The sequence below is a fragment of the Desulfobacter sp. genome (assembly GCF_050177295.1).
Genome location: NZ_JBFXHE010000028.1, coordinates 1 through 21,998, shown reverse-complemented (window position 1 = coordinate 21,998; position 21,998 = coordinate 1). Strand labels below are relative to the sequence as shown.

Sequence of the window (21,998 nt, the reverse complement as noted above, 5' to 3'; positions counted from 1 at the left end):
TGGAAGGCTTCTGGTCTCTGCTACGAGGTTGGTTGCGTCCACATCGAGGAATTTCACAGGAGAAGCTCCCTTTTTATCTTGGTTTTTTTGAGTTCGTTCATAACGCTGGCAAGCGAGGAAAGGCCTTACTCCATTCGCTTGTCGAGCTTTTGGTCAAATAAGACCTTGAAACGCAACATGAGCCTTACACCCAGATTACATTGTCATGTCAGCTGTGGACTACTCAAAAATCCGGATAAGCCTCACCCCATCCAGCCGGAGCCTCGCATTCAGGATCAGGGTTCTAAAATGCGCCTGCTTTTTGATCACGGTCTCAACTTCTTTAACCGAAATTCCGGGGTTAATTTTTGAAAGGGTGACCAGGCGATCCCTCTCCCGGATCAGCACGTTCTCCATTTCAGCTGCGCCGTCAAGACGATGCGTCTGTGCTATTTTTCGAGCCAGGTTCTGACTTTTATCCAGCATGTCCGGAAGTATGTCCCGAACCAGATGCTGTAAATCCAGAAACCAGTCTGGATCATCTGAAATAAGAGAAGATTCCCAGTTGGAAGGCAGATCCCCGGAAGTCAGCGGCCTTCCATGATGGTCAACCATAACGCGGATGGGGAGCGATGGAAGGAACCTGTGGGCCAAAGATCCGTCCCCATCACGAAGGTCCAAAAGGAAAAGCGTTTCCAGAACCAGGCCCTGCCGGCCTGTCCCGGAAAGTCTGGCCACGGATGACTGCCCCTCTCCCTGGGTAATAAAATACTCCATGACCTGGCGGACAAAGGGATGATCCCAGGTTAAAAAATCAAGATCGTCACGGGCAATGGCTGTGGCCCTGTCAAAGGTGACAAATTTTCCACCACCGCTCAGTGCAGGAAAATTTTCATCGGTCATGCGATCCTCTGTAAAAGAGACCACCAAGTTGCCGGAAACCTCGGTGATCTGATCGGTTTCAATTCCGTAAACATCCAGCAAATCCGCCATTAAATTCTGAAGGTCTTTGGATTTTTCCGTCTGTTGAATCATCTGAATCAGGGCATTGGCAGGTTCCGGTTTAAACGAATTCAGCTCAAGAAGAATATGACGGCCCTGGTCCAGGCTCCGGGTAATTTTCTTTACAAAGGCTGCGGTATCACGGATTAAACGCGTCATGTTCTGTCGAATTTCAGAATCGGCCGCTCCAGACAGATCTCCATCTGCCTGTTTCATCAATTGAACCACACGGGATTTAAATCGGGTGAATACGGCGTGCAGACCGTTGACGTTCTCTTTAAAAAGACCGATTCCCCGATCATACCACAGCGCCAAAATCTCATGGGAGGTATTGCGGATATACGGCACATGGATGACAATCTTCTCTGTTTGACCAATGCGGTCCACCCGGCCAATGCGCTGCTCTAAAAGTTCGGGATTCACGGGAAGATCATAAAGAAAAAGATGATGGACAAACTGAAAATTTCTACCTTCGCTGCCGATTTCAGAACAGACCAGCAGGCTTGCCCCTTCGGGATCGGCAAACCAGGCGGCCTGACGGTCCCTGGCAAGCAGATCCATGCTTTCGTCGAACCGGGCCGCATCCACACGGACATGCGCTTCAAGTCCCCGGACCACCGCCTTTGCTGTATGCCTTGAACGGCAAATCACCAAAATTTTTTCAGGCTTTAACGTACGGTATAGTTGAGCAAGATAGGCGACCTTGGGATCACAGCTGAGATCGTATTCTAAAGAACACTTTCCCTCAAGAGGAATCAGGCGCACCTGTCTTTCAGGAAAGCCTTTGATGGTACGGCGTCTGTTTCTGAAAATTACCCTGCCGGGTCCAAAGGCGTCCAGCAGCGAATCTGCTGACTGCCCTTGGTCCAATTTTTCTCTGACTTTTTGTGCCACTGCCTTATACCCGTCCAATTCCTGCACAAAAGCTGAGAAGTCATGATAACGGCACGGATCTAAAAGCTTTAACTGAGCGAAATGGGTTTCAAGTCCCATCTGCTCCGGAGTTGCCGTGAGAAGCATCAGCCCCTGGGTTTCAGCGTCCAAACCCGTCATAAATTGATAAAGGGATGAATCATCTGCCATATGGTGGGCCTCATCCATGACCACCATATCCCACCCAGCCCCAATCAACGCCTTTTTTACATGGTCCGAGGTGCTGATAAAGGAAACAGAACAGATCGCCTGCTGATCCAAAAGAAAAGGATTTAAGTCCGGTTCAGCCGTAGCAGCCCCTGTTAAATAGTCTTCATCAAAAATTTGAAAGATTAAGCTGAATTTCCGATACAATTCAATAAACCACTGATTTACCAGGGCATCAGGAACAATAATCAGCACCCTTGAAATCTGAGACGTAACCAGAAGGCGGTGGAGAATCAGACCGGCCTCAATAGTCTTACCAAGCCCTGTTTCATCACAAAGCAGTACCCGTGGAAAATACCGACCAGACACCTCTTCGGCAATATAGAACTGATGGGGAATCAAATTCACCTGACCGCCTAAAAATCCCCTGGCCGGTGATTTCTGATACGCGCCTTGAGCTGATCTGATACGATATCTTAGATCAAACTTCCCAGATGTTCCGGAAAATCCGGAGAGGAGCTTGGAAAATGGCATTTCCACGGCTAAAACCGATGACAGTTCATACTCGAAAAGCCGTTTTTCCCCTTGAAAATACACCAGAATTCCGGCGGTTTCCTTCACTTTTTCCACGGTCATCTGTGTCCCGTTTTCTCCGCTGATCCGGTCTCCCGGCTGAAACCGCATTCTTCTAATGGGCGCTGCCGCCCGGCTGTATTTTCTGGAGCAGTCCGCACCGGGGAAAAACAGCGTCAAGGTTCTTGGGTCAAAAGAAAAAAGAATCCCCAACCCTAATTCAGGTTCAGTTTCGGAAATCCATCGCTGCCCTTTACAAATATTGCCTGTCATAGACACTTTGCTCATGCCACGTTCAAACCACTACTGGAAAGGGTTACAATTTACCTTTTAGCATATCGCCAAGACCGGCAAAAGGATTGGTGGTGCCGCCGGAGTCTGCGGTGCTCCCGGCCACTTCATCGGAATAGGCATCGGCGACCTGGTCCCGGGAATGTTCGTTGTCGTGGCAATAGAGACAAAGTAATTCCCAGTTGCTCCCATCAGGCGGGTTATTGTCATGGTTATGATCTTTATGGTGAACAGTGAGTTCCTTGACTCGTTTGCCTTCAAACTCACGGCCACAATGGGCACAGATCCAGGGGAACATCTTAAGAGCACGCTCCCGGTAGCCGGTCTGGCGGGACTGTTGCTCTTCCAACACTTTCTGAACAAGGTTCTTTTTTTTACTTAACATATAATCCACTCCTATCCTAGTTTTTTCAAGTCCATAACTAACTGTGTAATAGTCCGAGGGCGCTCCGGAATTTCTCCAAAGTGTTGCGTCAACATGAAATTTTTGAAGCCCAACCCGGCCCTTTTTTAATATTCCCTTAAGTTAAATTCTCATCCTTAGTTGGCGTTCCCAAAACCTATGCTCCTGATTTCAATATGTCAGTTTTTTTTACAGATTGAAAAACCCATCGACGAACTCAAGCTTAAAATACCGCCGGGGGCGCTGGTACTCAAACAAATATTGTCTTTAATTTCAACATATTAAACTTTTTTTTACACCTGTTTTTTATCCGGCACCATAGTTGCTCTATGTAGTGCCAAACAAGCGAACCTTCTTTTCAACAAGAAACAAAGGGGCAAATCTTGAGCAGATTAAAACAAAACAGACAGCAGCTGAAAAGAACAATTTTTCTTAATATGACTTTTTTCCCCATGATCCCTTTTATTATTGCTTTGGGGATCAGCTTCTACTTCTTTTCTTCAACCCTTGAAAAATCCACAAAAGCCAGCCTGGAGAGAATTCTGACAGACCACCGCAAGATGATTGAATCATTCCTGCTTGAAAGAAAATCCGATCTTGAACTGATTACCCGGGCATATACATTTGAAGATATCATGGCCGAGGGCACCATCGGCACCATCTGCCATAGTCTGCAGGAACGGTCTCGGGCCTTTGTTGACCTGGGGCTGTTTGACGAAACAGGTAATCACTTAAAATATTCCGGATCCTTTGCCCTGGCAGGAAAAAAATATACCCAGGAACCCTGGTTCCGGAACACCATGCTCCAGGGATTTTACATCAGTGATATTTTTCTAGGGTACCGCAAGATCCCCCATTTTGTTGTGGCTGTACGCAGGACTGAAAACAACCAAACCTGGGTGCTGCGTGCCACCATTGATACCGTGTTCTTTGACTCAATGGTATCCGGGGTGCGCATGGGAAAAACAGGAGAAGCCTACATTTTGAACCACGAGGGGGTAGCCCAAACCGCCAGACGGTCCGGGGATATCGCCCTTCTTGATAAAGATCCGGCATTTGGGTGGATGCAGAATCAGTTTTCCGCTAATCAGCAGACCTTCCAGTTGTCACCCAAAGGCCAGCCTTTTTTATATGCGGTATCCAAACTGGCCAATAAAGCCTGGTACCTGGTGGTACGCCAGGAAAAACACGATGCTTACAAAGCGCTTTACTCTGCTGTCCAGATCTGTGTGATCATCGCCATTTTAGGACTGACAGCCCTGGTGGTTTTGGCCTATCTCACCTCCGAGGCCATTGGCCGGCGCATGGACCGTCTGGACGAGGAAAAAGAACAGCTGGGCAGCCAGCTGATCCGGGCTGTGCAACTGGCGGAAATCGGGGAAATGGCAGCCGGATTTGCCCACGAAATAAACAATCCCCTGCAGATCATCAAAAGTGAATATGCCCTGATCAAAATTCTCATGGAAGAGCTGTACCCGGGCAAAGACACCCCCCCCGATCCCCAGACCTTCAATGATATCAGGGAAAGCGTGGACCAGATCCATAAACAGGTGGAACGCTGCCACGAGATCACCTCGGCTATCTTAAAATTCGGCAGGAAAAAAGAGGTCAAGCACACCACCCTGGATCCGGGCACGGTTATTCCCGAAATTCTCAAGCTTGTTGAAAACTCCGCCCGTACCAGCGGTGTGGAGATCCTCACCCGGATTGAAGAAAATACCCCAAGCTTCATGGGCGATCCCGGCCGTTTCCAGCAGGTCGTGCTGAACCTGGTTAACAATGCCATGCATGCGGTTACCAGTCAGCACGGCGCCCAAGGCGGCAGAATTGAGATAAGTGCGGCCCAAACCCGGGACAATGAAGGCCGGACCATGGTTGACATTCAGGTTAAAGACAATGGCTGCGGAATAGAGCCTGAGCATATGGATAAAATTTTTTCACCCTTTTTCACAACAAAAGCTGTTGGCAAGGGAACAGGTTTAGGGCTTTCGGTATGTTTCGGCATCATCGAAAGCTTTGGCGGCACCATGTCCGTAGACAGCCGTCCCGGCGAAGGAACCGTGTTTTCCATTCAGCTTGTTGCGGCACATGAAAATCAATCGTCTTAAAGGAGGACAACCGATGGAAAAAATGAAACTGTTACTGGTAGATGACGAAACCCGCTATCTTGAAACCACCAGCAAACTCATTGAAAGAAAGGGCTACGAGGTGTGGACAGCGCCAAGCGGGGAAAAAGCGCTTGAAATCCTGACTGCCCACAACATCCATGTGGTGGTTCTGGATGTGAAGATGCCCGGAATGGACGGCAATGAGACCCTTAAACATATCAAGGAAATGTCCCCGTTAACGGAAGTGATCATGCTCACCGGTCACGCCACGGTGGATTCAGCCATAGACGGTCTGAAATCAGGCGCCTGGGATTATCTGATGAAACCTGCAGATGTTGAACAGATCATTGAAAAAGCAGAGCTGGCGTTCCAGAAACGCATGAACCAGGAAGAAAAAATCCGCTCTGCCCAGGCCAAACAATATCTGAAATCCCCCCGTGAAATTCTTAAAGAGGGGTTCGAATAATACGAAAACAAGGAGTTTATTAAATGAAACCAGAAAAGAAGAAAGTCACCGGGTATGACAAATATATAGACTGGAAGTTTTTTTCTATTCCTGTTGCCCTCTTGCTGATACTTTTACTCATTCCCACGCCAAGCGGAATGAAGGACGTCGGCATGGAGTACCAGATCGGCACTCCAAAGGTTATCAATTTCATCAGCCAGGAGCTTTTCCAGAAGGACAGCTCAGATGTTGAGCAGTGGCAGGTTCTCACCACCCAGATCATGGAACAGAATATGCGCATCGGCGCCTTGACCAAAAACCGGTTCCTCAAACGGGATGCCAAATGGTGCAAAAAGTATAAAATCCCCACTGACAAAGCCAACTTTAAACGGGCCACGGAATACATAAAAGAACAGGTGCCGGAGGAAACCTATCTGGCTACCATGAAAGCTGCCATGGAACTTCGTAAAGATGGTTTAAAATACGAAAACCTGAACGATTCCGATAAAAAGGCTGCGGACAAAGGCGCCTGGCATATCAAAGTATCTGTGGCCATGGGCGCGTTCGTTGTTCTTTGCTTCCTGACTGAGTGCATCCCCCTGCCGGCAGTGGCTTTCTGTATCGGTCTGATCGTGGTCACGACCGGTGTGACTTCATACTCGGAAGTGGCCATGCTTTACTGGTCCGATGCCTGCTGGTTTATCATGGGGTCGCTGATGTTTGCGGCCGCCTTTGTAAAAACCGGCGTTGACAAGCGCGTTTGCCTGATGATGTTCAAAAAATTGGCCGTGCCCAACACCAAGTGGATTACCCTGATTTTCTTTCTTATCATTACACCGCTGGCTGCTTTTATCTCCGACCACGCCCTGGCAGCCATGTTCCTGCCCATCGGTATGCTGCTCTATCAGAACAGCCTGACCGATGAGGTTCCCGAAGACATGGAGCTTGCAAAACTTTTGATGATCTCCATTGCCATGGCCTGTAACATCGGCGGTCCTGGTGCGCCTTCCGGCGGTGCCAGAAACGTCATCATGATGACTTATCTGGCCGACATGTTCGGGGTGGATATCGGATATTTCCAATGGGTCACCTACTGCTTCCCCTTCCTTATTATCATGATCCCCGTAACCTGGTTCATTGTCAATATCAGGTTCCGGCCTAAAATAGTAGATCTTGCGCCTGCCATGAATCATCTGCAAAGAGAGATCGGAAAAATGGGCAGCTGGAACAGCAAACAAATCTGGGCCCTGATCATCTTCCTTGTCATGGTCTTTGGCTGGTTTACTGAAAAGGCATTCTTCCAGCTAGGCATCTACCCCGTGCGTATGGGCATCGGCACCATTGCCGTGGCCGGCGCGATGGCCTATATCATCGCCGGCGTGGTCAACTGGCGCGACTACCAGGAAAAGGTGGACTGGGGCGTCGTGTGGCTGTATGCCGGTGCCATGATCTTTGGCCGGGTTCTGGACAAAACAGGCGCTGCCTACTGGCTGGCCAGAACGGTTATTGAATTCCTGTCTCCCTTTGGCATGGATTCCGGCCTGCCGCTGATGGCTGTTTCCAACGGTTTAACCGCTATCCTGACCAACCTCATGGCCGACGGTCCTGCGGCTGCATCCGTAGGCCCCATCACCCTGAACATGGCCGGCATGGTTCATCCGGGCACCACCTATCTGCCCTTCATGGCCATGGCCACCGCCATCGCATCGTCCTTTGCCTATTGTCTAATCATTGGTACACCACCCAACGCCATTGTATACGCATCCGGTTACCTTGAGCCTAAAGATTATCTGCGGGCAGGCATTCCTTTGTTCTTCCTTGCCAATGTCGTACTGCTGCTTCTCACCGGCGTATACTGGACGTTAAGAGGATTCGGCACCATGCCCGGATTCTGATAGAAGATTTAAAAGGAGGACAAAATGACACAGACTTCATCAAAAACTGAACCGAAAACAAACAAAAGCAGAATCTATTTTTCAAAAAAGAGTGAGCAGCGTTTTTTCTTCTACATGACGCTTATCATACTTGCCGCAGGAGTTATAAGCAAACTGTTTTAAACAAAGGTTTATGGAGGATAGTCCAGTGAAAAGCCTTTCAGGATACGCCTTTTCGCCTAAGGAGGATGAAATGAATAGATCAGGGACACTTTCGGCATTGAAATTCTACAGCCAGGGTGTAATCCGGCTGCTCATCGAACCGGTCCTGTTTTTTGCAGAGCTGCCTGCGGTCCACACCCTGGGCAGAGCCCTAGGGTTTACAGCCCTGTGTGCCGGATTCTATGCCGGTGCAGGACTTCTTACAGGCCCTGGTCCCCAATCCCCTGCGGTCATGGCATTGATCTATTTTATCAATGCGGCAGGCATGGTGTTTATCAGCGCGGTTACGGGCTTTTGCACCATGGTGATGACCGACGGCAAAAAGCAGGGCTTTTCCCTGGTGTTCGGGCTTTATGCCTATGCGTCGGGAATTACCATGCTCATCTCATGGCTGCCTTTCATGCTCTGGTTTACGGAGCCGTGGAAATACTGGCTGGTCTATACGGGATTCCGGCAAAGCTGCGGCCTGTCCAAAGTCCGGGCTATTCTCGTTCTTTTGATTTCTGTGCCTGTCCAGTGGTGCCTGATTTATTCGGCCGTAACAGCGGTCACCGGCCGGGTGTAAAAAATATTTTAAATAGGAGCAATATAAAATGAAACAACCCATAAAGGTCTTAATGGTTGATGATGAAAAACGATTCAGGGAAACAACGCGCAAAATTCTGGAGCGCAACGGGTTCCAGACCATTCTTGCGGAAAACGGGGCCGAGGCCATAAAATGCCTGGATCAGTCGCCGGATGTTGCCATTCTGGACATCCGCATGCCCGGCATGGATGGGCACGAAGTCCTTGAAAAAATGATTAAATTACAACCTGATCTGCCCGTGATCATGCTCACGGGCCATGGAGATAAGGATTCGGCAGAACAGGCCCTGGTATTAGGCGCCTTTGACTACCTGGCAAAGCCTTGTGACATTGACCTTTTGTCCGATAAAATCCGGGAAGCATGCCGGAGTAGACAACAGACGGGAAAAACCGAAGAAGACCTGGTGGGTTCGGCCATGATCCCCTTAAGTGCGTATACCACTATTGACGAGGATGCCACCATTGCCGAATCTGTCCAGGAACTTAAAGCCTCCTTTGTAACGCTTCCGACCTCGGACCTGATCATGGAAACCGGCCACAGGTCCATACTGGTCATGGACAAGAAAATGCAGATCAAAGGCATTCTCACGATCTGCGACCTTTTGGAGCGGATTCTGCCCGGCTACCTGACCTCAACCAAACCGGCCATGGCAGACGCCATCCAATACTCCCCCATGTTCTGGCGGGGGATGTTCACAAGCGCAGTGGAACAGATCCGCACATTGACCATCAGTGAGGTGATGTCTCCGGTACCCGTGTCCATTGATGCGGAATCCACCCTGATGGAAGCGGCCTGGATCATGGTGGACCAAAACCAGCGCCGTCTGATCGTCACTGAAAACGGCAAGCCCGCAGGAGTGATCAGGGAACAGGACCTGTTTTTTGAAATGGGAAAACACCTGATTCCCCCAAGATTAAAGTAAGGAGCACCCGATGACTGACATCAAAACTCTTATGGCCTGCATCGACCTGTCCGACTATTCTCCCATGACTCTGGGCTATGCCTTCGATCTGGCACAGCAAGGAGATATCAAGGTCTTCATTTGTTCCGTTATTCCCCTGAGGGAGGCCACCCCGGTGTTCATGACAGGGACAATATACCACTGCAGGGAAGATACAAAGGAATATCTGGACGAACTCAAAGAGAAACGGGAAACCCAGATTAATGAACTGATCATGGAACGATTCCCGCAGTTTATCAACAAAACGGAGATCCACATCTCAATGGGACATCCGGCAGATGAAATTCTTAACATGGTTGAACGCATCGGCCCGGACCTTGTTGTCATGGCAAATAAGGGCCGGTCCAACCTGTCCAGTTTCATGTTGGGCAGTTCTGCGGAATATGTGTTCCGTTACTGCACAGCCCCGTTGCTCAGTGTCAGGGACAAACATATTTTCAAACGCATGTACTCAGGGAAGGCCACACCCGAAGCCAGAAAAATCCGCATCATTATGGCGGCGGTTGATTTTTCTCCCTGGTCCCCGGCTATCCTGGACAAGGCCGGGTGGCTGGCAAAAATCAGTGGGGCAAAACTGCATGTAGTCAACTGCATCAGCACCAAGGAAATCTCTTGGGTAAAGTCCCACTACATTCCTGAAAACACATTTGACTTAGAACTGTTTTTGTTAAAGGAAAAACAGCGGCGGCATGACCTTCTGGCCGACCAGATAAAGACGGCCGGACTTAGCAGCACTGACGGAATAGAGATTTCCATTGATTCGGGTGTACCTTACGAACAGATTCTTTCGGTGTCACAGGATCTTGGCGCCGACATTCTGGTCCTGGGCCCCAAAGGGCGCAGCCGTTCGGCCAGATTCAGCCTGGGCAGCACCATAGAAAAAATATTTCGTCACAGCCCGGTGCCTGTGCTTCGTTTAGGCCCGGATATCATCCATTAACAAAAAGGAACCCCCCGGGCCCGGCAGAATCAACCGGCCCGGGATTTTCCAAAGGAGAGCCCCCATGTCAGACGAGAAAAAAATATTGGTTACCCTTGACGGCTCAAAACGTGCGGAAAGGACCGTTAACTATCTGTGCAGCTTCAAACCATTTAGAAACAGGCAGGTAACCTTATTCAACATAACAACGCCTGTGCCTGAAGCCTATTATGATCTGACCCGGGATTCCTTCAGTAAGATTGCCGTATCCCAGGTAAAGGCCTGGGAAATGGGCCAGAAAAAGATAATGACCCAATTCCTGGAAGACGCACGCCAGGAAATGATAGCCGCCGGTTATGCGCCCGGAAATATCGGGGTCAAGCTTTCCAGCCGGGAAAAAGGGGTTGCCAGGGGCATTCTCAACGAAATCAGGAACAATGAATACCACTGTCTTGTCATCCGCAGAAAGGGAAGTGCAAACTCCATTCTCGGCGTAACCATGGGTGGCGTAGCTGCCAAGCTGGTGGAAAAAGCAGACTCCATTCCTTTAATTATTGCCGGAACCCGTGAGATCCGCCACTACCTGTGCATCGCGGTTGACGGTTCCCCAGGATCCATGCACGCGGTCCGGTTCACTGCAGATATGATGGGAAAAACTGACTGCCATATTCTTCTTTGCGCGATCATGCGCACCACAGTTACAAATTCAGTGCCTGAAGGCCAGGACCCCTTTGCAGACATGTCTCTTCAAGCCAAACGAATACTTGATGATGGCCTGGCCACGGCAAAAGAGATTCTGACCCGGGCGGGAATCCCGGAAGACCGGATCGAAACCCGTCTTGTCCAGGGTGCTGAGAGCCGGGCAGGCGCGCTTCTGGACACGGCCCGGGCCGCAGAATGCGACACCATTGTCATGAGCCGCAGGGGCGTGTCAGATGTTGAAAATTTCAATCTGGGACGAATCCCCAGAAAAATTATTTACGCGTCCAGAAAATTTACAATTTGGCTGATTCCATGACCTAGGCCCAATGATTTAACGACAGGTTAATAAAGGAAGGACAAATGGGGACGCAAAATTTATCCAGAATATTCAATCCCGGCTCCATTGCTGTAATCGGGACCGACGACGAACAGTGCCAGATGGGTCATACCCTGATAAGCAACATCATTGAGGGCGGGTTTAAGGGCGCTGTTTATCCTGTCAACATAGATCATTCCAGACTATATCATTCCAAAATGATGAATCTGCCTGCCGCAAAAAATGTCAGTGACATTCAGGGCATTGTAGACCTGGCCCTAGTGGCAGCGCCCATCGACCAGGTCCCCCAGATCATTGAAGCGTGCGCAGACAAAGGCCTAGCAGGTGCCGTGGTCATCAGTGGCGGGGGCAGGGAGACAGGGGACCAGGGTTCCCGGATTGAACTGCAGATCAAGGCTGCTGCCGGGCAAAGCGGTATGCGCATCATCGGCCCCAACTGCATGGGCATTGCCCATCCCCCGTTTAACCTGAATGCATCCCATATGCCGGGCACCCCGGCCAAGGGACGAATTGCCTTTCTGTCCCAGTCCGGATCCGTGTGCGCCTCGGTCGTGGATCTGGCTGAAAGGGAAAATCTGGGGTTCAGCCATATCGTCAATTTAGGATCCATGCTGGACGTTAATTTTGCCGATATGATTGATTATTTAGGCGAACAAAGGGATGTGGACAGTATTATCATGTATATGGAAAACATAGCCCGGATCCGAAACTTTATGAGCGCAGCCCGGGCAGTCTCCCGGATAAAGCCAATCATCTGTCTGAAATCCGGGCGGTCGGCAGCCGGGGCCTGGGCATCCTCATTTCATACCGGCGCACTTGCCGGAGAAGATGCAGTCTATGACATTGCCTTTGAACGGGCAGGCATCCTGAGGGTGGACACGCTTGAACAATTGTTTGACTTTACCCGGATTCTGGCAAAACATCATCGGCCCACGGGCAGACGATTGGCCATTGTCACCAATGCCGGCGGTCCGGGCGTAATGGCGGTGGATGCCCTTTCATCCTTTGGCCTTACCCCGGCGGTGCTCAGCCCTCAAACCATTAAGGCTCTGGAAGCCACCCTTGAAAAAGCATGGAGCAAAACCAATCCTGTGGATGTCCTGGCAAATGCCTCCTGTGTCCAGATTGTCCGGGCCGTTACCATTGCAGCCCAGGCACCGGAGGTGGACGGCATCCTCATGATCCATTCACCAGTGGGGCACTTTGCCCCGGCTGATCTTGCCCAGGGCCTGGCAGGCCAGATCGCCTCCCTGCCCTGCCCTGTATTTACGGCCTGGCTGGGCGGGGCAAGCATGGACAAAGCCCGGCAGATTCTCAAAGAAAAAGAAGTGCTGACCTATGACACCCTGGAAAAAGCGGTGAACGCATTTGTGGGATTGTACAGGCACAGCCGCAATATTGACATGCTCAGCGAAATACCGGTCAGGCGCGACATCAAGCTGAAGATCAACCATGAGCAGGCCAGATCAATAATTGAATCCCATCTGAAAAACAACCAGTTCATATTAAGTGGCGCCGATACCAAAACGGTCCTGGAAGCCTACGGCATACCCGTAAGCCGGACAAAACCTGTCCGCACTAAGGCACCGGACTTTGAACTTTATGCCGGCGCAAAACTTGATGCCCTGTTCGGGCCGGTCATTAAATTCGGCATGGGCGGCGCAATGTCTGAAATCTACCAGGATATCGCACTGGCCCTGCCGCCTTTAAATTCAGTCCTGGCTGCCCGGGCCATCAACGCGACTAAGATAGCCAAAGCGTTGAAAGGGCACCATCAGTTCAAAGCCGTGGACCAGAGTCTCGTGGAAACCCTTTTAATACGCCTAAGCCGTCTGGTCACCGATTTTCCCCAGATCTGCGAACTTCAGATCAATCCCGTGGCAGTCACCAATGGGCAACTTATGGGGTTTAACGCCTGCATCCACCTGGCCTCTCCCCCGGCAGCAGCGCCGGACCACCTGATCATCAGCCCGTATCCGGCCTGGCAGGAACAGCTGTATACCACCCAGGAGAGTGAACAGGTGCTCATCCGTCCGGTGAAGCCCGAAGATGCCGAACCCATGCTAGACTTTTTTACAAAACTGTCAGCCCAGACCGTGTACTTACGCTTTTTCACACCGCTTAAACACTTGTCCAGACGGATGCTGATCCAACTCACCCAGATTGATTATGACCGGGAAGTTGCCCTGGTGGCGCTGTTTCCTGCCCAGTCCGGAGAAAAGATTATTGGCTCGGCCAGAATCATATTCACCGCCAACGGCACCGAGGGCGAGTTTGCCATCATGCTGGCTGATTCCTGGCAGGGCAAGGGGGTCGGCGCGGCCCTTCTGAAATCCTGCCTGGCGTTTTCCAAACGATACGGCCTGAAACGGGTATTTGGTGTGGTGCTGCGTGAAAACAGACAGATGCTTCGCCTTGCCGACAAACTGGGATTTAAAAAAGTCACCACCCCGGCCTCGGGTGAAATTGAAATTAGTATTGACATCGAAAAACTGGATCTTTACACCTTGTAAAGCGGAGAAGCCCCAATCCCTTTGATCTATTGGTCTATGTCAAACGGACGTGGCTCCACCGCCTCTCCCGAAATCCATGAAGACCTTTTGAAAACGGCGCGGTTTGATATCAAGGGCGCTGGTTTGTTTATTCCTGTTCCGCGGTCTGATACGTCAAGGTGATGATAACGGTGCGGTTAAAGGATCTTCCTTCGGGAAGCGTATTGTCATAAGGCGGGTCATGGGGACCGTTGCCCTTGAATTCAATGCGTTCGGATGACGGGATTGCCTTTTCCGTCACACTCTGGAAAACAGACTTTGCCCTTCGCTGGGAAAGGCCCAGGTTGTAATCTTCCGTTCCGATGATGTCGGTCTGGCCGAGGATGGTAACCCTGGCATCGGGCAATTCTCGTATCCGTTTAACCACCCGGTCCAGAACGACCTTGTTTCTTTCTTTTATTTCCGCACTGTCGTAATCAAAGAGAATCAACGCGTATTTTTCCATCACCCGTTGCTCATTTCTCTGGGACTTGGCTTTCACCCGCCTGGTATATCTGACCGGAATCACAGCAGGATCCGTCTCAAAGGTCTGACCAGTGATATCGGTCAGAAAGGCTGTAACGCTTATATTTTCAAAGGCGCTGATCTTGCCGAACCCGAACCCCGCAAGGTCAAAGGGATAGTTCGGAACCGTGTTGCCCTGGCCTTCCTTGAGATTTAAAAAATCCTGGTTCCCTTTGATTTCGATCTTCCAGTTCTTAAGATCGTACCCGGGCTTGATGTTGGGCTGGACCGTAATTTCGTTGGTGTTGGCAATCTGAAAGGTATAGGTGCTCTTGATGGCGTCCAGGATATCCGGAGAATCCGAACGGATTTCAACCCGCTGGTTTTCCACCCGGGCTTCTTCGACATTGCCGGTGCTGGCCTTTTCCGGAAGTTTCCGGGCCGTGATGGTCATCCTTGAGGGATCGATGTTCCAGATATACTGGAAATAGGATTTCACGCTTTCCGCCCGGGCCCGGGAAAGGGTAAGGTTGTTCTTTTCCGGACCCCGGTCGCTGATGCAGCCCACCAATTCGATGGTGGCACCGGGATTCACGGTCAGGCGTTTTCCGATGATGTTGAGTACATGATAGTACTTGGCCATGGTATCTTCCAGCATCTTTTCATCGAACTGACCAGCCTCGCCTTGGGTTTTCAGGCGGCGGTACCGGTCCGGAACGCTGCTCTGGCCAAGATCGAAAAAAATGTAGTTGAGCAGGGGGGAGCTGTCAATGATGGTCAAATCCTCAATGGAGACCGAAGCGGGGCTGACTGCCAGGGATGCCTGGGGCGGCCGATTGAAATTGTATTCCACCACGTACTGATAAAGCAGGGTGGTGGAGATGTTCCGGAAGATGGGAAGAAGATTGTCAGCGGATTTAGCTTTCCAGGATTTGCCGTCCAGATTTTGGGAAAAGGCGTCCAGAAATTGATCCTTTGTTTCGCCTGGCATGAAATCAATGGAAAACGCCTTGAAATTTTTGAGTCCTTTGGATTTCGGACCGAGGGTCTCTTTTTTGATGTTGCTGTTGAGATCTTCTCCGTCGGAAAATACCACGAGGAATTTATTGGTTTTTTCAGGCTTTCTCGAAATCAGATCCAGCCCACCCAAAATTCCTTCATATAGATAAGTTTCACCGGTCATGCCCTCTTTGAAACTTTTTTCAAAAAATTTTTTAAGTTCCGGGACATTGTTGGATCTAAGGGTGGCAAGCCTCAGATGGTGGCCCTCCACCGGGAAATCACCCTTCCGGTCAAAGACCACGACATCCACCTCATCAATGGGCCGGACAATCTTTAAAAACTCATCCAGGGCCGCCAGGAGGGGTTGAACAGCCTTTCTTTCCTCCATTGAAAAGGAATTGTCCACCATAAGCACATAGCTGATGGGCACATCCAGCCGGGTCTTTAGTATCTCTGCGGAAAGGACGTTGGCCGGGATGCCTCCCTTGGTCACTTCAAAATCCTTGGCCATGAGATCCTTGACAGGCTTGTCCTGGCTGTCCAGGACCGATACCAGGACCTTGGTTTCGTCAATGGACTGGAAAGAGATTTTTCCGTCTCGGCCGGGAACAAGGATATGGAGTTCACCTTCCGGGACAAAGGCCAGGCAGATCCCTGACCATACCAGACATACTGCCGCTATCAGTGCTGAAACAATTATTTTTGATTGCATCGGACATCTCCATTAAAGAGTCTAAGGGATGTTCCGAATCTTATACTTCCTGGAGTCAAAGTCAAATACAATTCATCATGGTTTGGCCACGGATTTGTTTGGCCACGGATTTTCAATTTTCGGCCAAGATATCTCTAATTCAAATGAACTGCAGATAGTCACCCTTGCCCCGAGAGAAAGTGAAATTATTATTTGCATCAAGTAAGAATATCTTTACATACTGTAAAAAACCGTGACAGGCGACAACCTTTTTGACCACCTGACACGATTTTTGAATTATCTTATCATTTCAAAGCATTAATCTATATTTTTAGTTTTTTTGTTCATCTGGCATATATCTTGATGTTCTTTGTGCACAAAAAAAAACTTGAGCCGGATAAAACGGCCTCACAGGAGATTGATATTACACACGAGCCCATAGCTAAAAGAAAAGAACTTTATCAGGTACTGACCCGGAATGTCAGAATCCGTATCCTGCTGGTTTCCATTATCCCCATGATGCTGATCTCGGGCATGCTGTGCCGGCAGTGTCATCTGACTTATTCTGACAAGATCAGTGCTCCTATCTGCGAACTGGTGCTCAAGCACATCCAGAACATTGATGCCTTTCTTACGGAAAACCTGGGTAATGTCCGTTATCTGGCCCGGCTGCTGCCGTATCAATCTGAATGTTGCGTTCCCCAGCATCCGTGTAATATCCGCTACCTGGCCCCACTGCTGCCCACAACTGATCTCCAAATGGCCCAGCAGTTCCTGACATCACAACTATCTGAACACAAAAACGAATACGGAGATGTGTTTACGGATCCGGGCCTTGTGGATTCAGATGGCATTCAGTTTGCCTATGAAGGCCCCTTCCGCCTTATCAATGCCGATTACAGCGAAGCATCCTGTTTTTTAAAGGCCAAAGAGAACCCCTATTCTATTTCCGATGTGTTTGCAGGAATTCGCGGCCACCCCCATTTCATCATCGCAGTCAAGCTGTCCGCCCAGGGCCGCACCTATATTCTGAAATCCTCCATTAATTTTACAGCCTTTAACAGTCTGGTGGGAAACGCCCAGATCGGCAGAACCGGTACGGCATTCATTGTCAATGCCAAGGGCGAACTTCAGACCCATCCCCGCTCTGGAACCACGGGAGCCATCCCTTCATTTATTGCGGATCCAACCATTTTCAAACACGATCATACGCTCAATAACGGCCACGGGCCGTCCCTGGTCTTCATACCCAGGCATGGCCCACAACAAACAATGAAACTAAAGACATCAACATGCAGGGCTAAAATGGGCGCTCCAGGCGCTTCGCCCTCTTGTTTCCTGTTTCTTGTCTCTAGTTTCATATAAACCTTTAAACCATTTAGGAGACTTTGCAGATGAAACTTTTATTTGTCGATGATGAGAAAGCCTTTCTGGACACCCTGATCAAACGGCTTGAAAAACGCGAATTCAAAGCAGATGCCGTTTATGACGGGCAGTCCGCCATAGGCTTTCTGTCAGAAAACACCAACACGGATGTGGTGGTACTTGACGTGAAGATGCCCGGCATGGACGGACTTGAAACACTTCAGGCCATTAAAAACGAAAATCCGCTGGTGGAAGTGATCATGCTCACGGGACATGCCACAGTGGAAAGTGCCATTGAAGGGATGAAACGCGGCGCATTCGACTACCTGATGAAACCCTGCAATCTGGAAGAACTCATTAATAAAATTGAAGAGGCAGCTAGCAAAAAATTTAAACATGAGGAGAAAATCATGGAGGCCAGGGCCAAGGAAATCACCGGCCGCATGGTTTAGAAAAATGAAAATGAAAGCCACCCCCGTACCCCATACCCGTCTGCTTCTGGTGGATGATGAGAAAGGATTTGTGGATGTGCTCACTAACCGGCTAGGCCGACGGCGCATTAAGGTAGTCAAGGCATATTCCGGTGCTGAAGCGCTGCGAGCCCTTCGTGAAGCCAGGTTTGATGTCATGGTCCTGGATCTGAAGATGGAAGATATGGATGGCATTGAGGTGTTGAAAATTGTCAGGAAAATGGCCCCGGACCTGCCGGTGATCATTCTGACCGGACACGGTTCAAGGACAGCCGCAGAGGACGGAATGACATTAGGCGCCTTTGATTACCTGACAAAACCCTGCGAACTGAACGAATTAATGGAAAAAATCAACCTGGCGCGGCAGGCCAAAAACAAACAGAACGGAGAAACAGACCAATGATATTCAAATCAAGCGGATTCAAACTAACAGTAGCGGTGTTGATAGGTGTAATCGTGTTTATTCTGCCCAGGCCGGAAGGGACAAAATTTAAACTTTCCGGCACCGGCGCAGACCAATTGAGCCAGTCCGTTGCTCAATATTTTTCAACCCAGCAAACAGCACCGGGAAAGCCTGTTATTCTGACGGCCAAGGCTCCTGGCACCGACCAGGCCCGGGTACAATACCTTGCAGGCCAGGCCAAGGATATGGGCCTTTCAGACGTTACTGTGGATTATGTGGACGGGATGAGCCCCAAGGCGAAACGGTTTTTATCCGTGCTTGCGGTGCTGGTTATCCTGTTTGTGGTTGAGCCCATACCCCTTGAAATCACGGCGGTGCTCATTGGCGCCTCCCTTGTGATTCTGGGCATCACCGATGTAAAAGGGGCATGGGCACCCTACATGCATCCTGTTGTTATTTTCATCATGTGCTGCCTGATCTTTGCCATTGCCCTGGACAAGGTGGGGCTGACAAAACGCCTGGGGTATTTTATTATCAAAAAAGCGGGCAACTCCGTAACCCGGTTCACCTTTATCATTGCCGTGGGCCTGGGCCTTGCGTCCGCTTTCATGCACGATGCAGCCGCCTGCGCCGTCGGCATTGTCACCATGCTGCCCCTGATGCGGGCCGTGGGCATTGAACCCTATACCAACACGGCAAAATTCATGATGCTCTCCCTGCCCTTTGCCTGCTCCTGCGGCGGCATGGGGTCCCTGGTGGGCGGCGGCCGGTGCATGGTGTCCGCTGCATTTTTAAAAGAGTTCACCGGCATTGAAATCACCTTTTTTGACTGGATAAAGTATTGTATGCCGGCAGCCATTATCTGCGTGCCCGTTGCTGTTCTGGTCGCCTACCTGGTTTACCGGCCAGACCCCAAATTCAAGCTGCCGGTTTTTGATGAGGATCTAGGTCCCATGACAGCGGTGGAGAAAAAAGCACTGATCATTATTGCCCTCTCCTTTGTGTCATGGCTCACCAAGGGCATCCACGGTATTGACTATTCCGTCACCGGTATGGTGGGCGTAACCTGCCTGGTATTGTTCGGCGTGCTTAAATGGCGGGACATCAACGACAACCTGGAGTGGGGTACGGCTCTGTTCATCTTTGGCGGCGGTATTTCCCTGGGCCTTGCCATGGGATATTCCGGCGCAGCAGACTACTTTGCCAACCTGTTCTTCCCGCTGATCCAGGGCAAAGGATGGCTGGTGCTCTTTGTGGGTGTGGGCGTGTTCGGGGCCCTGGTTACCAATGCCATGGCCAATGTGGCGGCAGCGGCGTTAATTCTGCCCATTGTTATTCCCATGGCCCAGCTTGAAGGGGTCAACCCGACCATCCTGGCCCTGGGCCTCGGTATGGCCACATCCTTTGCCATGCTGCTGGTCATCGGCTGCCCGCCCAACGCCATTGCCTATTCATATAAGTACTTTAAAGCTTCGGATCTGACCAAACTGGGTCTTGTGGCAACGCCAACCCTGCTTCTGATCCTGGTGGGCGTGGTATGCACCTGGTGGAAATTTTTGGGTCTAATATAAGAGGCGTTTTCTGATTAACCAATCACAAATTCTTTCATACATTTTTTAAGGAGAAAAACCCATGGTAAAAATACCGGTAAAAATATTGATCGTTGATGATGAAAAAGATTTTGTAGAGATGTTTTCCCTGCGCCTCACCCGGCAGGGGGAAAAGGTGTCTGCCGCTTATTCCGGACAGGAGGCTCTTGACCTGCTTGAAAAAACTCAGATCGACGTGGTGATCCTGGATATCCGCATGCCCGGCATGGACGGCATAGAGACCTTGAAAAAAATCAAGGCAGGCCATCCCCTGGTGGAAGTGATCCTTCTCACCGGTCACGGGTCCACGGAGACCGCTGTGGAAGGCATGAAAGAGGGGGCTTTTGACTACCTGATGAAACCGGCGGATTTTGAGGATATCAGCACCAAACTGGCCAATGCCTGGAAGCGCAAGGACGAACAGGAAGAACGCATCCGCAAGGCTGAAGCCCGGCTTCTTCTGCGTCGATCCGGGGATATTTAATGTCATTTTTACCTTTGTGTGGTATGACCGAAAAGCAATAAGGAGAGATCATTAATGAGCCTGAAACAAAGGATATATCTTGCCAATACCGTACTTTTAGGAATAACGGTCATGGGAACCATTACCATGATCTGGTATACCTATAAGACAGAAGACTTGTTCACCGGTATTATTGCACGACATATCCCTGTGTACCAGGCCGCCGAAGCCCTTGAAACCTCTTTGCTCAACCAGAAAGGATATCTGTCCTATTATCTACTGGACAAGAATCCCGAATGGCTCAGGCAGCTGGCTAACTTCAAACTGGATTTTGAAAGCCAGCTGGCCTGCGCCAAGCCCCTGGTCACAAAGGCCTGGGAGAAAGAGGCGATTGCCAGAATTGAATCCATGTATACGGCTTATATTGAGGCCAAGGACAGGGCATTGACTTTGTATGAAAAGGGCGACCCAGGTGCCGGGGCCGCCCTTCACCGGGAGGTCAGGGCAAATTTTTTCAAAATTTTTGAGCTATGTGAAAAATTTAAAACCGCACATAAAAAGTCCATAGACCTTGTCGTGGAAAGCAGCCGGACCGATGCCAGGCATCTGCGATATATCGGTCTTCTGGCCATTGTCACCGTGGTGCTGCTCAGCCTTCTGATCAATTATATTTTCACCCGCCACATCCTCGGGCCTATCCGCAAACTGGCGGCAGAGGCAGATCAAATGGGCGACGGCCGGGTGTCAGGCAACGAAATGACGGCGCTGAAAAGCAGTGTCCACGGTTTGATTAAAAATGCCGAACAGACCCATGCCGAACTTGTCCGGAGCCGGGAAACCCTGATGCAGTCGGAAAAACTTGCGCTAGTCGGCAGGCTTGCCACAGGCATGGCCCACTCCATCAGAAATCCCATGACCTCAATTAAAATGAGGTTGTTTTCCCTGGGACGATCCGGTAAGTTGTCCGGTGACCAGAAGGAGAATATCAGCGTCATTTCAACGGAAATCGGACAGATCAACAAAATTCTGGAAAACTTCCTGGAATTTTCCAGACCGCCGAAACTGACCATGGAAAAACAAAGTCCATCCCAGGTGGTGGACAACACCCTGAGACTGCTGGAACAGCGCCTGAAATCTTACGGTGTCACCGTACACCTGGTTCGCAGTGAACCCCTGGACGAGGTTCTGCTGGATGCCGGACAGCTCAAGGAGGCCATGGCCAACATCATCATCAATGCCTGCGAAGCCATGGAAAAAGGCGGCCGCATCACCATCACCGAAACCATGGACAGCATTAACAAAAACAGGGACACGGCGGTTATAAGAATCCAGGATTCCGGACCCGGCATCCCCGCATTGATCCAGAATGAAGTTTTCAACCCGTTTTTTACAACAAAAGACGAGGGGACAGGTCTGGGGTTGAGCATCTGTTTTAATATCATCAGCGAGCATGGCGGATGTCTGATGCTGGACAGCCAGGAAGGCCAGGGAACCTGTTTCACCATCACACTGCCGACAAGAGGGAATGCCCATGGCA

Annotated in this window: 18 protein-coding genes and 1 pseudogene; 16 read left to right on the top strand and 3 right to left on the bottom strand. The window is 50.2% G+C overall.

Features of this window, described 5'->3' with window-relative positions; genetic code table 11:
• Positions 1–161 (top strand): annotated as a pseudogene (locus AB7U36_RS03990) (IS1595 family transposase); the annotation flags it as partial.
• Positions 162–219: 58 nt separating this feature from the next.
• Here the strand turns inward: AB7U36_RS03990 and AB7U36_RS03985 are convergent.
• Entirely contained in the window at positions 220–2,907 is a 2,688-nt protein-coding gene (locus tag AB7U36_RS03985; RefSeq protein ID WP_428158517.1) for an SNF2-related protein, read from the bottom strand.
• A gap of 43 nt (positions 2,908–2,950) precedes the next feature.
• A complete protein-coding gene (locus AB7U36_RS03980) occupies positions 2,951–3,310 on the bottom strand; it encodes a YajD family HNH nuclease (protein WP_428158516.1) in 360 nt (119 codons plus the stop codon).
• A 401-nt stretch (positions 3,311–3,711) separates the two neighbouring features.
• Between AB7U36_RS03980 and AB7U36_RS03975 the strand changes: the two genes are divergently transcribed.
• From AB7U36_RS03975 to AB7U36_RS03935, 9 genes are all read left to right on the top strand, one after another.
• Positions 3,712–5,436 carry a sensor histidine kinase gene (locus AB7U36_RS03975; RefSeq protein ID WP_428158515.1) on the top strand — a complete coding sequence of 575 codons (1,725 nt, stop codon included), beginning with the start codon at positions 3,712–3,714 and terminating at the stop codon, positions 5,434–5,436.
• A 13-nt stretch (positions 5,437–5,449) separates the two neighbouring features.
• Positions 5,450–5,902 (top strand): response regulator, encoded by a 453-nt coding sequence (locus AB7U36_RS03970; protein WP_428158514.1) that lies wholly within the window; start codon positions 5,450–5,452, stop codon positions 5,900–5,902.
• 23 nt (positions 5,903–5,925) lie between these two features.
• Positions 5,926–7,776, top strand: a complete 1,851-nt coding sequence (locus AB7U36_RS03965; RefSeq protein ID WP_428158513.1) for an SLC13 family permease — start codon at positions 5,926–5,928, stop codon at positions 7,774–7,776.
• Positions 7,777–7,800: 24 nt separating this feature from the next.
• Positions 7,801–7,938 (top strand): hypothetical protein, encoded by a 138-nt coding sequence (locus AB7U36_RS03960; protein WP_428158512.1) that lies wholly within the window; start codon positions 7,801–7,803, stop codon positions 7,936–7,938.
• A gap of 70 nt (positions 7,939–8,008) precedes the next feature.
• Positions 8,009–8,542 carry a YIP1 family protein gene (locus AB7U36_RS03955; protein ID WP_428158511.1) on the top strand — a complete coding sequence of 178 codons (534 nt, stop codon included), beginning with the start codon at positions 8,009–8,011 and terminating at the stop codon, positions 8,540–8,542.
• Between the two features lie 28 nt (positions 8,543–8,570).
• The gene (locus AB7U36_RS03950; RefSeq protein WP_428158510.1) at positions 8,571–9,485 is read left to right on the top strand and encodes a response regulator; all 915 of its coding nucleotides are present in this window, start codon (positions 8,571–8,573) and stop codon (positions 9,483–9,485) included.
• A gap of 10 nt (positions 9,486–9,495) precedes the next feature.
• Complete coding sequence (locus tag AB7U36_RS03945; RefSeq protein WP_428158509.1) at positions 9,496–10,464, top strand: universal stress protein; 969 nt, start codon at positions 9,496–9,498, stop codon at positions 10,462–10,464.
• Between the two features lie 64 nt (positions 10,465–10,528).
• Positions 10,529–11,461: a universal stress protein gene (locus AB7U36_RS03940; RefSeq protein ID WP_428158508.1), complete on the top strand. Its 933-nt coding sequence runs from the start codon at positions 10,529–10,531 to the stop codon at positions 11,459–11,461.
• A gap of 44 nt (positions 11,462–11,505) precedes the next feature.
• The gene (locus AB7U36_RS03935; RefSeq protein ID WP_428158507.1) at positions 11,506–13,995 is read left to right on the top strand and encodes a bifunctional acetate--CoA ligase family protein/GNAT family N-acetyltransferase; all 2,490 of its coding nucleotides are present in this window, start codon (positions 11,506–11,508) and stop codon (positions 13,993–13,995) included.
• Positions 13,996–14,122: 127 nt separating this feature from the next.
• On the opposite strand, the gene AB7U36_RS03930 is transcribed toward AB7U36_RS03935, so the two are convergent.
• The gene (locus AB7U36_RS03930; RefSeq protein ID WP_428158506.1) at positions 14,123–16,192 is read right to left on the bottom strand and encodes an OmpA family protein; all 2,070 of its coding nucleotides are present in this window, start codon (positions 16,190–16,192) and stop codon (positions 14,123–14,125) included.
• A gap of 351 nt (positions 16,193–16,543) precedes the next feature.
• Here AB7U36_RS03930 and AB7U36_RS03925 point away from each other — a divergent pair, with 351 nt between their 5' ends.
• The 6 genes from AB7U36_RS03925 to AB7U36_RS03900 form a co-directional block, all read left to right on the top strand.
• Entirely contained in the window at positions 16,544–17,536 is a 993-nt protein-coding gene (locus tag AB7U36_RS03925) for a cache domain-containing protein (protein WP_428158505.1), read from the top strand.
• Positions 17,537–17,565: 29 nt separating this feature from the next.
• Positions 17,566–17,988, top strand: coding sequence for a response regulator (locus tag AB7U36_RS03920; RefSeq protein WP_428158504.1), 423 nt, complete (start codon positions 17,566–17,568; stop codon positions 17,986–17,988).
• A 10-nt stretch (positions 17,989–17,998) separates the two neighbouring features.
• Positions 17,999–18,409, top strand: coding sequence for a response regulator (locus AB7U36_RS03915; RefSeq protein WP_428158503.1), 411 nt, complete (start codon positions 17,999–18,001; stop codon positions 18,407–18,409).
• Complete coding sequence (locus AB7U36_RS03910; protein WP_428158502.1) at positions 18,406–19,980, top strand: SLC13 family permease; 1,575 nt, start codon at positions 18,406–18,408, stop codon at positions 19,978–19,980. The genes AB7U36_RS03915 and AB7U36_RS03910 overlap by 4 nt, the downstream gene beginning before the upstream one ends.
• A 61-nt stretch (positions 19,981–20,041) precedes the next feature.
• Entirely contained in the window at positions 20,042–20,482 is a 441-nt protein-coding gene (locus AB7U36_RS03905; RefSeq protein WP_428158501.1) for a sigma-54-dependent transcriptional regulator, read from the top strand.
• A gap of 54 nt (positions 20,483–20,536) precedes the next feature.
• Positions 20,537–21,998 (top strand): ATP-binding protein (locus AB7U36_RS03900; protein WP_428158500.1); only part of this gene is annotated, 1,462 nt, incomplete at its 3' end.